Source organism: [Scytonema hofmanni] UTEX 2349 (assembly GCF_000582685.1).
In the GTDB taxonomy this organism is placed as follows: Bacteria; Cyanobacteriota; Cyanobacteriia; order Cyanobacteriales; family Nostocaceae; genus Hassallia; species Hassallia hofmanni.
Genome location: NZ_KK073768.1, coordinates 2,943,171 through 2,958,340, shown reverse-complemented (window position 1 = coordinate 2,958,340; position 15,170 = coordinate 2,943,171). Strand labels below are relative to the sequence as shown.

General features: G+C 41.6%; 7 protein-coding genes. 6 read left to right on the top strand and 1 reads right to left on the bottom strand.

From position 1 onward, the window contains the following. Positions 1-100 precede the first annotated feature (100 nt). The 3 genes from minD to TOL9009_RS0118140 all read left to right on the top strand — a co-directional run bounded on the left by minD (position 101) and on the right by TOL9009_RS0118140 (position 2,111). Positions 101-907, top strand: a complete 807-nt coding sequence (gene minD, locus TOL9009_RS0118150) for a septum site-determining protein MinD (protein ID WP_029634043.1) — start codon at positions 101-103, stop codon at positions 905-907. A 27-nt stretch (positions 908-934) separates the two neighbouring features. Beyond that, positions 935-1,234 (top strand): cell division topological specificity factor MinE, encoded by a 300-nt coding sequence (gene minE / locus TOL9009_RS0118145; RefSeq protein ID WP_029634042.1) that lies wholly within the window; start codon positions 935-937, stop codon positions 1,232-1,234. A 292-nt stretch (positions 1,235-1,526) separates the two neighbouring features. After that, positions 1,527-2,111, top strand: a complete 585-nt coding sequence (locus TOL9009_RS0118140; RefSeq protein ID WP_029634041.1) for a fasciclin domain-containing protein — start codon at positions 1,527-1,529, stop codon at positions 2,109-2,111. Positions 2,112-2,606: 495 nt separating this feature from the next. Here TOL9009_RS0118140 and TOL9009_RS0118135 read toward each other — a convergent pair whose 3' ends face one another. Continuing rightward, the gene (locus tag TOL9009_RS0118135; protein WP_029634040.1) at positions 2,607-4,748 is read right to left on the bottom strand and encodes a serine/threonine-protein kinase; all 2,142 of its coding nucleotides are present in this window, start codon (positions 4,746-4,748) and stop codon (positions 2,607-2,609) included. Between the two features lie 396 nt (positions 4,749-5,144). On the opposite strand from TOL9009_RS0118135, the gene TOL9009_RS0118130 reads away from it, so the two are divergent. The 3 genes from TOL9009_RS0118130 to TOL9009_RS0118120 all read left to right on the top strand — a co-directional run bounded on the left by TOL9009_RS0118130 (position 5,145) and on the right by TOL9009_RS0118120 (position 15,153). Further along, positions 5,145-7,001, top strand: a complete 1,857-nt coding sequence (locus TOL9009_RS0118130) for a ShlB/FhaC/HecB family hemolysin secretion/activation protein (protein WP_029634039.1) — start codon at positions 5,145-5,147, stop codon at positions 6,999-7,001. A 537-nt stretch (positions 7,002-7,538) separates the two neighbouring features. Next, positions 7,539-12,332 (top strand): beta strand repeat-containing protein, encoded by a 4,794-nt coding sequence (locus TOL9009_RS42230; protein ID WP_051502945.1) that lies wholly within the window; start codon positions 7,539-7,541, stop codon positions 12,330-12,332. Positions 12,333-12,807: 475 nt separating this feature from the next. After that, entirely contained in the window at positions 12,808-15,153 is a 2,346-nt protein-coding gene (locus TOL9009_RS0118120; RefSeq protein WP_029634038.1) for a two-partner secretion domain-containing protein, read from the top strand. Positions 15,154-15,170 lie beyond the last annotated feature (17 nt).

Below are 15,170 nucleotides of genomic sequence, written 5' to 3'. Positions count from 1 at the left end.
CTATGTTATGTAATTAAATTCAATCCATAAATCAATCACTAAAATAATAAAACCTTTCCCCTTTCCCCTTTCCCTTCCCCTTTCCCCCTCCTGTTCGATCATGACTCGCATTATTGTTACAACCTCCGGTAAAGGAGGTGTGGGTAAAACCACAGTTTCCGCAAATTTGGGTATGACTTTAGCCAAAATGGGGCGTCAAGTAGCCTTGGTTGATGCAGATTTTGGTTTGAGAAATTTAGATTTGTTGCTAGGGTTAGAAAATCGCATCGTTTATACAGCGGTGGAAGTACTAGCTAGAGAGTGTCGTTTAGAACAAGCTTTAGTTAAAGATAAGCGGCAGCCAAATTTGGTGCTTTTGCCCGCAGCTCAAAACCGGACTAAAGATGCCGTCACTCCCGACCAGATGAAATTATTAGTGAATGCACTGGCACAGAAGTATCAGTATGTATTAATTGATAGTCCTGCCGGAATTGAAATGGGGTTTAAAAATGCGATCGCTCCAGCCAAAGAAGCTTTAATTGTCACTACCCCGGAAATTGCTTCCGTTCGGGATGCCGATCGCGTAGTCGGGTTACTAGAAGCACAAGGCATCAAGCGGATTCATTTAATAATTAACCGCATTAGACCCGCAATGGTTCGGGCAAATGATATGATGTCAGTTCAAGATGTTCAGGAACTTCTGGCAATTCCCTTGATTGGTGTAATACCCGACGACGAGCGCGTGATTGTTTCAACCAATCGCGGAGAACCTTTGGTATTAAGCGATACTCCCTCTTTAGCTGCCACAGCCTTTGAAAATATTGCTCGGAGATTGGAAGGGGAAACAGTTGAATTTCTTGAGCTTGACTCATCCTCAGATAATATCTTCACTCGTTTGAGAAGATTACTGTGGACAAAGATTGTTTAATTTCCAGTCTTCGCACACTTAGTAGCAATGATTCTTGAATTTCTCGAAAGACTTTTTTCTCGCACTTCTGACACCAGTCGCACTCAAGTTAAACGTCGCTTGCAACTGGTGATTGCTCACGATCGCGCTGATTTAGATCCTCAGACGTTAGAAAAAATGCGGCAAGAAATCTTAGCAATAGTTTGTCGCTACGTAGAAGTTGAAATGGACGGTTTAGAGTTTTCCCTCGAAAGCAACGAACGAACGACAGCCTTAATTGCTAATTTGCCGATTCGCAGAATTAAAGAAACTGTACTAACAAGTGAAAATACTGAAAAGCCTCAGTAATTTTACTAATATTAATCTGATAAACAAGCGATCGCATTAAGTAAAAATAAGAAAATTAGGGATTTGTACGAAAAGTGAAGGTGTCAGCTTGTATTCTAAATCAGGATTGTTGCTTTCATAGCTGGTATAGAGGCTTTTGCATCGATTGAGAATGCTTATAAATTGCAGATAATAAATCATAAAACCCTGATTTTGGCATTTATTAAGCGATCGCATTCTCAAGATATACTAGTTGTATGAGAAGTGCGATCGCTTTTATCTTATACAGTTTAGGTCGAACTCACCTACCCTTATGCTTAATAAAAATCGAAATCCCCTAACTACCAAAAATTGGATCAAGAAGTTGACTTGCTTTGTCGGGATTGCTGGTGTTACTACCCTGGTCACTTTTCCTGTCTTAGCCAAAGTCTATTCACGTTACGCTCTTTTTCAACCTTCTGCTTACAGCAGCGTTCCCTATCGCAATTCCAATAAAGACATTGCTCAGACGCTAATACAAGATAGTAAATTTGCCAATCTTGTGGGTGAATTAAAGCAAGCTGGTCTTCTGGATACTCTCAAGGAAGGTAATTTCACAATTTTTGCCCCAACGGATAAAGCCTTTAACGCTTTACCGAAAGATGTCTTCAAGCGATATAGTCAGTCGGAAAACCGAATGAAAGTCTTGAAATATCATTTGGTTCCCGGTCAAATTACTGAAAAAAGCGTTGATAGTGGTTCAGTTACCACTCTTGAAGGTCAGCCTGTAAAAATTGTTGTTAACGAGTCTTTAGGTACAGTCAAGTTAAATGATGCGACCGGTAAATATCCTTCTACCGTCGCTAGCAACGGTGTCATCATTGAAGTTGACAAAGTACTTCTACCACAGGACTTTTAAGTTGATCTTTGTGAAGCCGAAAAGTAAGTATCGGTAGTTTGAAAAATGTATATAACTCGTGTGGGATAGGTATTTTGCCTATCTCTTTTTAAATATTACGTTTCTGATTTGATCAGGACTTACGCAATAACTCTCTCAAACTCTTAATTCTTCTCCTTACGGAGACGCCAAGGGAGAAGGGGAGACGCTAACGCGTTGGCGGAAGCCGACGCACCAGAAGGCGGTTCGTTTTTTGGTATTTTTGCGTAAGTCCTATTGATATCATGTCCAGGCAATTAAGCAAACAGATCCGGAACCCCAAACAGCTTTAGCTCCCCTCCCCCTCCGGGTTCGCCACTTCGACGGGACGGTACAGGCAACCGCCGAGTGGACTCACCGCTTGCGGGGAGGGGTTGGGGGTGGGGTTCTTTTATTATGGGTAATTTGGCGGACATGAGACGAAGTTTCTACATCTTTACATGTTTCACTATTAAAGTGAAATGATGTAACGTCTGATTATTTGATCATGTTTAACTCTTCACGAGGAAACCCAAGTTCAACAGCTTGGTTATAAGAATTGCGTGCTTCTTGAGTTCTTCCCAATTTCTGTAAAGCATATCCTCGGTTAGCCCAGACATAAGGATCTTTCGGTTGAAGGTCTTTAGCTTTATCAAAAGCAACCAAAGCCTCATCGTAACGGTTTAGCTCTAACAATACCGCACCTTTGTTCACCCAAGCATCAGATAAGTCATATCTGCGTTCAATTGCTTTTTCAAAGGATTTTAAAGCTTCGTTATAGTCTTTCATATATTGTGCCAGCAAACTTCCTCGCGTAAACCATACTTGATAATCTAGCGGACGAATTTCAGTAGCTCGATTAAAAGCGAAAAGTGCTTCTTGAGGTTTTCCTAAACCACCAAGGGCATTACCTTTACCAACTAAAGCTTCATAAAAATTATTGTCAATTTTTAATGCCTTTTCATAAGAATCAAGCGCTTCTGGAAGACGGTTTAATTTTAGTAAGACAGATCCTCTCTCTGTCAAAGCAACCACATCGTTCGGTTTTCTTCTGAGAAGATCGTCATAAGATAACACTGCTTCTTCATAGAATTTCTTTGCAGCTTGCGATCCTTGCAAAAGTTCTGTAACCAAACCTATTTGCTGCCAAACATTTGGTTTGTCAGGATTGATTTGCTTCAATTTTTCCAGAGAATCGTTTGCTTCTTTATACTGTTTCAACCCAATATAAGCTAATCCCTTTCCACTCCAAGCTTCCGGATTATCAGGGTTAATTTTAAGTACCTTTTCATGTACTTCTAAAGCTTCTTTATATCTACGTAACTTATATAGCGCTTTACCTTTATTATTTAAGCTTTTTGGATCGTTAGGTTCAAAAAAGAGCGACTTATTATAAGATTCTAAAGCTTGCAAATCGCGCCCTATACTTAAATAAGCATCACCTCTTCCTTTCCAAGCTGTGGCAGAGTTGGGATTAATTGCTATCAAGTTTTGAAATTGTTCGAGAGCTTTTTCTGGTTGACGTATATCAAGTAAACGATTACCTTGATAAGAATAATATAAAGGTCTAATAAATGGATGAATAAATTCTATCAATAATGCGATCGCACCTAATGCTGTCAGTAGAAGTGTGATTTTCCACAATTTTGACCCTGAGAAACTACTTACTGTTGTCTTCTGGTTAGATGTTGGTGGTTGTTTAGTATTTAAATTATTAGAACTTTGGCTGACAGTTGGGAAGTCAGCTATGTTGAAAGGATTAATTGTATTTGCATTATAAGGTGTGTATAAACTACGGATAAAATCTTCTTCGTTGATTGCTGTAAAGTCACTCAAATCATTAAGAACATCTTCTACAGACTGATAACGTTGTTCATGATTAGGGTAGACCATTTTTGTTAAAATGGCAGATAAAGATTCATCAATATCAAGCCCATCAGCCCATATAATGTTGTCTTTTGCATCCCGTTTTAAATTTTTGGGTGGTATTTTAGTTAAAAGCTGGATTGCGGTAATACCTAAACCGTATATGTCACTGTAAAAACCTGGTCTTCCTGCCATTTGTTCTGGAGGAGCATATCCAGTAGTTCCAATCATTGTCTGGGTATGCTGTTCTTGAGAAGATGAGTAGTTAATATCTAATTGTTTGACCGCACCAAAGTCAATTAAGACAAACTTCTTGTCTTGCTCCCTTCTCATCACATTCGGGGGTTTGATATCACGATGAATAACATTTATTTGATGCAGATATTTTAAAATAGAGAGAATTTCCTTCAGAAAATTAATAACTCTTGCCTGTGTCCATTGCTGAACAATTAGATTTTGCAGAGGTTCACCGTCTATATATTCTTGAACTAAATAATAATGGGTTTGTCCATTTTGTTCGTCTTCAAAATAATTAAAATATTTTGGTATCTGTTGCTTTTGTTGCAAATATTTCAAAATAGCAACTTCTCTTTTAAATAAAAGTTTTGCTGTTTCAATAATATCTGAGTTTTGCGGGTAGAGTTGTTTCACCACACAAGGACAGTTAGACGACATAGTATCTTCAGCAAGAGAGGTTATACCAAAGCCTCCTCTTGCTAATTCTTTTATAATTTTGTAGCGTCCAACTAGTAATACTTCCTTCTGTTTCGCCATTTTTAGTTAACTTAGTTTTTTATGCTCAAGCGATATCGTTTAACTAAGCATTTCGAGCGGAATTCATTGTATAATTTTATTCTCCTCATTCATTGCACCCACATAGAAATCAACTTATTTATATAACCCGAATCTAAATTTATGTTAAGTGACAACTATATATTATTTTCAGCTTAACAATTCATTTTTAGCTTTAACTTAGTTTTAATTTACGGATAATCAAAGACACTTCTAGGTTTTTACCCTGAGCCGTGAGTTAACTTTTATTATGATTCTAGTGACTATAAATAACAATATGTGGTAAATAAATTTTAACTTAAATTAATCATAGTCCGTTTATTTTTATACAGCGATCGCCTTGAATAACAAAAATTTTGCTGAGGAGTACATAATACTATGATTCTGGGCAAGCATCACAGGGGCTTGAACAATCTAACTGCTTTGTTGATCGTGCAAGCGTTAATCACCTTTTCTGCTCATAAAGCCTTAGCTGAAAGCTTGACTGATGAGCTTCTGGAGGTTGAAATACCTTTTCCGGAATTTTTGACTCCTGGTTACAACACTACAGCAACGCCTCTTATTCTATCTCAAGTTCCCAATCCTGTTCCACCGATACCACCACCTTCACAGCCAAATATCAATCCTGTTCCACCGATACCACCACCTCCACAGCCAATTCCGATTCCCCAGCCATTACCAGAAACTCCTATCGAGGAAACTCCAGGGAAACCTCCTTCATCTGAACCACGCCCAGAGATTCCTGGAAGTATCACCGTTAAAAGCTTTGAGTTTGAAGGTAACACAGCATTTAATGATGAAAAGTTAAGAAAAGTTACAGAGGAATTTACTAATACACCAATTACTTTTGCGAAATTATTACAAGTTGAAGCTGTAATCACAAAGCTCTACACTGATGCTGGGTACATTAATTCTGGTGCTTTTATTCCAGCCGACCAAGCCTTTTCTAGAGAGGGTGCGGTAGTCAAAGTTGAGGTTGTTGAAGGTGGAATAGAAGGCATTAAAATAACAGGTAATCGCCGTTTGAACTCAGAGTACATCCGCAGTCGGATTAGACTTGGTGTTTCAAAACCTTTGAACCGAACTCGCTTGTTGAAAGCGCTGCAAGTATTGCAAACTAACCCCTTGATTAAAAATATTTCGGTTGAACTGTCTGTGGGATCGCGTCCGGAACAGAGTTTACTGGAAGTCAAGGTAGTAGAAGCAGACTCATTTAGAACAGAATTTTTTGTTGATAATGGTCGTGTTCCTAGTGTAGGTAGTTTTCGTAGGGGTGTGCGGATCAACGAAGGCAATTTATTTGGGTTTGGCGATCGCGCAACGGCACAATATACGAATACCGATGGTAGTAACACCTTAGACTTGAGTTATTCAGTACCACTCAATCCTCGCAATGGTACACTTACTTTATCTGGCGGATTTGCAGACACTAACGTCATTGAACCACCCTTTGATCGCATTGATATTGTAGGTGACTATTTTTACGTAGATTTGAGTTACCGCCAGCCGATAATTGAAACAGCTACCGAAGAATTAGCATTAGGTCTAACTTTATCTCGACAGCAAAGCCAGACCCAAATTTTAGGAGAAAACTTTCCGATTTCTCCTGGATCTGACGATAATGGGGAAACTCGCTTATCAGTTTTGCGGTTCTTTCAGGAATATACACAACGCACTCCCCAGCAAGTTGTAGCCCTTCGTTCTCAATTTAATCTTGGGGTAGGGTTGTTTGATGCGACTGTCAACAGCCAACCTCCTGATGGAAGGTATTTTTCCTGGAGGGGACAAGGACAGTATGTGCGACTTTTAGCACCGGAAACCTTGTTTGTATTTCGTTCTGACGCACAATTTGCAACCAGATCCCTTTTACCTTTAGAGCAATTTAGCATTGGAGGATTGCAAAGCGTCCGGGGTTATCGTCAGGATCAGTTTTTGGTTGATAATGGCTTTTTTGCTTCAGCGGAATTTAGATTACCGATTCTGCGGGTAAATCAGATAGACGGACTTTTGCAAATAGTACCCTTTATCGATTTTGGCATTGGTTGGAATAGTTCAGGGAATTCTAATCCCGATCCGAACACTTTGGTGGGAACGGGGGTAGGTTTGCAATGGCAAATGGGGGATCAGCTTAATGCTCGTCTTGATTATGGTTTTCCCTTAGTTGAGGTTAATTCAAGCGATCGCACTTTGCAAGAGCAAGGTCTGTATTTTTCGATTAATTACAGTCCTTTTTAGGCGTCGGTAAATAATTGAAAATCCTAATTGACGCTTCGGTGCAACTTATGGAAACCCCGCTTCCATTCCTCTCCCCCACAGTCCGAGAGGCTTTGATTCTTGCTCCCCTTCCCTTGTAGGGAAGGGGTTGGGGGTTAGGTTTGCGAGAAACATGACTTACATTTTTTCACTTTCTGGCTTCGTTGCTATCCCGCCTTGGAATTAATTCCAAGGCTAATAGCTAAAGTCCTCTAAAGAGGACTAAGTAGGGCTTGCTGAAAAATTTACAGGTATGTCATTACGAGCGTAACGGAGTGAAGCGAAGTAATCGCAAAGGTTATAAGGCTTTTACATTCTGTTACATAAAGGAGAAATTTCCAGTCCACGCTTTGTGGACTTAGGCTATTAGCCCGCAATTTATTGCAGGGTAGGAGAGCAACGCAAAACCAAGGTCTTTGTAGGGGGGAGGTTTACCAGAGGGTTTCAAGAATAAGTCGCACCGAAGCATTATTTCAAATCAACAACACACCTTTTGAAAATTTATTACCACAAAAGATTATGAAACCGAATTGGAAAACGCTTTTTCTCTTGACTACCTGTTGCACTCTGGGTTTGATGACCAGCGTTAGAGCGCAAATCACTCCAGATAACAGTTTGGGTGCAGAAAATTCTAATATTAATCCTGATAGTATTCAAGGTATTTCCTTTGATCGGATTGGTGGGGGTGCAACTCGTGGGGCAAACCTTTTCCACAGTTTTCAGGAATTCAACGTTAATAATGGACAGCTAGTATATTTTTCCAATCCAGCGGGAATCGCAAACATTCTCACCCGCGTTACTGGGATAAATCGCTCTAATATTTTGGGAACATTAGGTGTATTGGGTAATGCCAATCTTTTCTTGATTAATCCCAACGGAATTTTCTTTGGACCCAATGCCAGTTTAGATTTAGGTGGTTCCTTTTTTGGAAGTTCGGCAAACAGTCTTTTATTTGACAACGGGTTTGAGTTTAGTGCCACCAACCCCCAAGCACCACCATTATTAACCGTAAATATTCCCATTGGTTTGCGATTTCGGGATAGTCCGGGAGAAATTAGCGTACAGGGTCTTGGTCAAAATAATGGTTTAGCAGGCATCTCAAGTGGGTTTAATAATCCCACTTTGGAAGTACCAGTAGGACAGAATCTAACTTTAGTAGGTGGAAATGTCAATTTAGATGGTGGTGTTTTGCAGGCTACTGGAGGTCGAGTACAGTTAGGAGGTTTGACAGCAGCAGGAACCGTTGGAATTAATGCTAATCAAACCTTGAATTTTCCCGATGGTGTAACGCGAGGTGATGTATCTCTGACCAATCGGGCAGGAATCAATGTCATTGCTAATCAATTGGGTGGTGGAAGTATTGATATCAACGCTCGAAATATCGGCATCTCTGGACTAAGTTTACTGACTGCTGGCATTGCCAGTAATTTAGAAACGGCTAACAATTCAGCCGGAAATATTACCCTGAATGCAACGGGAGAAACAAGAATAAATCAAAGCCGAATTGAGAATAATGTCAACACGGGAACTATTGCTAATGGTGGTAATATCGGCATTACAACTGGTTCATTTGTCATGAACTTAGGGGACTTGAATTCCACTAACTTTGGCTCTGGTAGCGCTGGCGATATTTCTCTCAATGCCCGCAATGAAGTTTCTATTAATAGCACTAATGTATTTAGTAATGTAACGCGAAATGGTCAGGGGGGTGACATTACTATCAAAGCTGGCTCATTTTCTTTGCTCGATGGATCACCATTGCAATCCAGTGTTCGTGAAAATGGGCAGGGAAATGGTGGCAATGTGAGGATTGATGTTCCGACTGGCACTGTTAGGATTGTTGGTCGCGATTCAGATGGAAATTCTAGTAGTATTTTTAGCGATGTGCTGTCAGGAGCCAGCGGTAATGCGGGCAACATTATCATCAACGCTGGCTCTATCTTCACTGATAACGCTTTATTAAGAGCGAGAAATGAAGGTAATGGATCTGCCGGCAATATATCACTACAAGTTAGTGATGCGATCGCCTTAACAAATGGTACTCAAATCAGTTCCAGCATCTTTGGCACAGGAAATGCTGGTAACATAACTGTTCAAGCTAGTGGCACTGTTAGGATTGCTGGTAGCGATTTAGACGGAAATTCTAGTGGTATTTTTAGCGATGTACTGTCAGAAGCCAGCGGTAATGCGGGCAACATTTTCATCAACGCTGGCTCTATCTTCACTGATGATGCTTTATTAAGAGCGAGAAATCAAGGTAATGGATCTGCCGGCAATATATCATTACAAGTTGGTGATGCGATCGCCTTAACAAATGCTACTCAAATCAGTTCCAGCATCTCTGGCACAGGAAATGCAGGCAACGTGACGCTTCGGGCAGAAAATGGAGATATTTCCTTTGCTGGGAGTGACATCTTCAGTACGGTGGAGTCTGGAGGAATAGGCAATGCTGGGAAAATTGATATTATCACCAGAAATCTTTCCCTAACTGATGGTTCTCAACTGCAAACTTTAGTTCGCGCTGGACAACAGGGTAATGCTGGTAACATAACTGTTCAAGCTAGTGGCACTGTTAGGATTGCTGGTCGCGATTCAGACGGAATTCGTAGTGGTATTTTTAGCGATGTGCTGTCAGGAGCCAGTGGGAATGCGGGCAACGTTACCATCAACGCTGGCTCTATCTCCACTGATGACGCTTCATTAAGAGCGAGAAATGAAGGTAATGGATCTGCCGGCAATATATCGTTACAAGCTGGTGACGCGATCGCTTTAACAAATGGTTCTGTAATAAATTCCAGCATCTCTGGCACAGGAAATGCAGGTGATGTGACGCTTCGGGCAGAAAATGGAGATATTTCCTTTGCTGGAGGGAGTGACATCTTCAGTACGGTTGAGTCTGGAGGAATGGGCAATGCTGGGAAAATTGATATTATCACCAGAAATCTTTCCCTAACTGATGGTTCTCAACTGCAAACTTTAGTTCGCGCTGGACAAGAGAATAATGCTGGTAACATAACTGTTCAAGCTAGTGGCACTGTTAGGATTGCTGGTCGCGATTCAGACGGAATTCGTAGTGGTATTTTTAGCGAAGTGCAGTCAGGAGCCAGCGGTGATGGCGGCAGTATTACCATTAATGCTAATTCTATCTTCACTGATGACGCTTTATTAAGAGCGAGAAATACAGGGAATGGATCTGCCGGCAATATATCACTACAAGTTGGTGACGCGATCGCCTTAACAAATGGTTCATCAATAAATTCCAGCATCTCTGGCAGAGGAAATGCAGGTGATGTGACGCTTCGGGCAGAAAATGGAGATATTTCCCTTGCTGGAGATAGTGACATCTTTAGTACAGTGGAGTCTGGAGGAATGGGCAATGCTGGTAAAATTGATATTACCACGAGAAATCTTACCCTAACTGATGGTGCCCAACTGCAAACTTTAGTTCGTGCTGGACAAGAGAATAATGCTGGTAACATAACTGTTCAAGCTAGTGGCACTGTTAGGATTGCTGGTCGCGATTCAGACGGAAATCGTAGTGGTATTTTTAGCGATGTGCTGTCAGGAGCCAGTGGTAATGCGGGCAACGTTACCATCAACGCTAGTTCTATCTTCACTGATGACGCTTTATTAAGAGCGAGAAATACAGGGAATGGATCTGCCGGCAATATATCACTACAAGTTGGTGATGCGATCGCCTTAACAAATGGTTCTCAAATCAGTTCCAGCATCTTTGGCACAGGAAATGCAGGCAACGTGACGCTTCGGACAGAAAATGGAGATATTTCCCTTGCTGGAGATAGTGACATCTTTAGTACAGTGGGGTCTGGAGGAACGGGCAATGCTGGTGGCATTGACATTACTACAGGAACACTTTCTCTGAAAAATGGAGCTTCTCTAAGTGTTATTACATCTGGCATGGGAGATGCAGGCATCGTCAAAATCCAAGCTAGCGATATCTCTCTTGATGGGGTCGGAAGTACTGGATTTTCTTCTGGAATCTTCAGCACCGTGCAAGGGAATGCTGTAGGCAACGCTGGTGGCATTGACATCACTACAGGAACACTTTCTCTCTTCAATGGTGCGATTATAAATGCCAGCACTTTTGCCACAGGAGACGCAGGCACAGTCAAAATCCAAGCTAGCGATAGTATCTTTGCTTCGGGGGTAGGAAGCAATACAGTTACCAGTGGCATCCGAAGTAATGTGCAACAAAACGCCATCGGCAATGCAGGTGGTATTCAAATCTCCACAAAAAACTTATCTTTCACCAATGGCGCTCAAATAATAGCCAATACTTTAAGTAATGGAAATGCAGGCAACGTGACGATTAGTGCAAGCGATCGCGTATCTTTTACTGGAGTTAATAGTGGTATATTTGCTAACACTGCTTCTGGCTCTACAGGTAATGGGGGAAATATCACCATTCAACAAGAGCAGAATAGGTTCCCAACAATTGCGATTAGTGACGGTGCTGAAGTAACGGTAGATAGTCAGGGACAGGGACAAGGCGGTAATCTATCCATTACAGGAAATAGCTTAACCCTCGATCGCGGAATTATCAACGCCTCAACTCAATCAGCTAACGGTGGTAACATCAATTTGACATTACGAAACTTTATCCGGTTGCGTAACGAAAGCCTTATTTCTGCTAACGCAGGCGGTCAACAAGGTGGAAACGGCGGTAACATCACAATCAACTCTCCTTTCATTGTCGCTTTTCCCCAAAATAACGACATTACCGCCAATGCTGGCAACGGTAGCGGTGGGCAAGTAATAATTAATGCTACTTTGTTTGGCATAGCCCCACTCAGCGCAGCAGATTTGCAGAGATTACGTCCTGACGATTTAGATCCCAGACAATTACCAACAAGTGACATCACTGCCATTTCACGAGATAATCCGTCTTTAAGCCTTCCTGTACAAGTTGATTCCCCAGATGTTGACCCCAGTCGCGGGTTAGTTGAACTACCAGAAACTGTCACAGATACCACTCAACAAGTTGCTCAAAATCCTTGTAGACAAGGTTTAGGCAATGAATTTGTTGTCACTGGACGTGGGGGATTACCAACAACTCCTAATGAAACTCTCAGCAGTGATAATGTTCGCGTTGATTTGCTACAGCCTGTTGCCAGTTCCGGCAATTCTCCTAGCGCAAATATAAAGCCTGCAACCACTGTTACTGCCAGACGCGTACCAGCCCAAGGATGGATATTTAACGATAAAGATCAGGTAGTTCTCACAGCATACGATCCCACCAATACAGATTCTCAACGTTCTTTTAGAACTGCCGCTGCTTGTCCTGCACGTTAACATTTTTTTAACTTTGTAGTAGGCACTTCAGTGCCTAAAATAAGCGCTCTTTGCGCTTACTACGAGTTTATAAATAGTCGGACAAAAATATTTACAGTCATTGCTTCGTTCCTCGCAATGACATTGTGTAATTAATTCTGTCTGACTACTTATTTATGTTTTTCGTGTAACAATTTAGTCCGCCTAATCGCGGACTTTGTTCGTGTAGCCGCGATTTTAATCGTCGGGACTACGAGTTTATATTGATGTTTTTCGTATAACAATTTAGTCCGCCTAATCGCGGACTTTGTTCATGTAGCCGCGATTTTAATCGTCGGGGCTTCTATACCGAATCAAAAATCTGTAACTTGTGTGTACACCGTAGCCTTGTTAAGGAGAGGGGAAGGGGGTGAGGTCCTGCGCGTTAATATTTTTTGACAATTTTATTGACAAAAAAAAGATAATCTGGTATAAAACCTAAAAAGGTAAGTACGATATGGAACAGAGTTGGAAAACCCTCTTTCTATTAACCTTTTTTTGCACCTTTGGTTTAATGACCAGTGCGAAAGCGCAAATCACTCCAGATAACAGTTTGGGCGCAGAAACTTCCACAGTTGGACAGCCAAATCAAGCAATTAACGACATTCCCATCAATCAAATCGATCAGATTAATGGAGGTGCAAGACGCGGGGAAAACCTTTTCCATAGTTTTGGCGAATTTAACGTCAATGCCGGAAGAGCAGCCTATTTTTCCAATCCAGACGGGGTTGGAAACATTCTCACCCGCGTCACTGGGGTAAATCGCTCTAATATTTTGGGGACATTAGGTGTATTAGGTAACGCCAATCTCTTCTTGATAAATCCTAACGGAATTTTCTTTGGACCGAATTCTAGTTTAGATGTGCGTGGTTCCTTTTTGGGAAGTTCGGCAAACAGTCTTCTATTTGACAACGGGTTTGAATTTAGTGCCACCAACCCGCAAGCACCACCTTTATTACAGGTGAATATTCCCGTTGGTTTACGGTTTCGAGATAACCCCGGAGAAATTCGCGTACAGGGTCAGGGTAACAATCTCAGCTTTGATTCAGAAGATTTTACCTTTACAAGAGGATTAACTCCCCCCGGTCTTGTAGTCCAAGCCGGTAAAACTCTCGCTCTTGTAGGGGGTAGTGTGAACCTGGAAGGAGGAAATTTAATCGCTGATGGTGGCAGAATTGAAGTTGGCAGTGTCGCAGGTTCTAGTGTAGTCAGTTTGACACCCATAGACAAAGGCTGGCAGTTGGGATATGAAAATGTGTCTTCTTTGGGGGACATTTTTTTGTCTGGAAAGGCATCAATAGACACTAGTAGCAATGCAGGTGCTGGAGATATTCAAGTACAAGGTAGAAATGTCAAACTGACTGATGGTTCTGGAATTTTTGCTTTTACTGGCTCTGAAGCTGGGGGAACTGTTAGCGTTAATGCTTCAGATACTTTGGAAGTCATCGGCACGGGAGTATCAGAAAAAGGTTTGGTTCCTAGCACTTTATATACAGCCGTCTCCCAAAATGGCAACGGTACTGGAGGCAATTTAATTCTGCGAACTAGACAGTTTATCCAACGCGGTGGTTCACAGGTCGGATCGGATACTTATGGTGTTGGCACTGCTGGTAACACAATTGTCAACGCTTCTGAATCTGTGACACTAAATGGCATATCAGACAATGGTGCTATTTCCACTGCCTTAGGTACTGTTGTCCAGGGAACAGCAAGCGGTAATGGTGCTAGGTTAACTGTAGAAACAAAACGGCTCCGGGTAGAAGATGGGGCACTACTGGTAACTTTTACTTTCAGCCAAGGAAACGCAGCTTCATTAGTTTTAAAGGCTTCTGAGTCAACGGATGTGATTGGCTCTAACAGTGCTATATCTAGTAGAGCCTTTGGAGATACAACAGCTAATGGTGGTGCGATAAACTTGGAAACTGGAAAGTTAATTATTCGGGATGGGGCTGAAATAACTGCAAGTAGTGAAGGTACAGGAAATGCCGGCGATATTAACGTGAAATCTCGCTCTATTTTTTTGGATAACCAAGGAGGTATCAATGCTACAGCTAAGTCAGGAAATGGCGGAAATATTTACTTAAACGTGCAAGATTACTTGCGTATGCGCGGCAATAGTGAAATTTCTACCTCTGCTGGTGGAGACGGTAATGGTGGCAACATTTTTATCAATAATCTGCCAAATTACCGAGGCTTTGTGATAGCCGTACCTTCAGAAAATAACGATATCACCGCTAATGCTTCCCAAGGTCGAGGAGGAAATATTACAATCAATTCTCCCCGCATCTTTGGGCTAGTAGAACGTAGTCTAGCAGACCTTGAGAGATTAGGTGTTCCAGATTTAAATCCGATAAATCTATCCACAAGTGACATTACTGCTTTTTCGCAACAACCCCAACTAAATGGTACTATCAGCATTCAACCACCAGAAGTTGACCCCAGTCGCGGGTTAGTTGAATTGCCAGAAACTGTCACAGATACCAAACAAAAAATTGCTCAAAGTCCTTGTAGACAAGGCATCGGCAATGAATTTGTTGTCACTGGACGCGGTGGTTTACCAACAAGTCCTAATCAAGCTCTCAGCAGTAATAATGTCCGCGTTGATTTGCTACAACCTGTTGCCAGTTCCGGTAATTCTCCTAGTGCAACTATAAAGCCTGCAACCACTGTAACTGCCAGACGCGTTCCTGCCCAAGGATGGATATTCAACGATAAAGGTCAGGTAGTTCTCACCGCATACGATCCTACCAATACAGGCTCTCAACATCCTTTTAGCACTGCTGCTGCTTGCCCAGCGCGTTAACATTTTTTGACAATTTT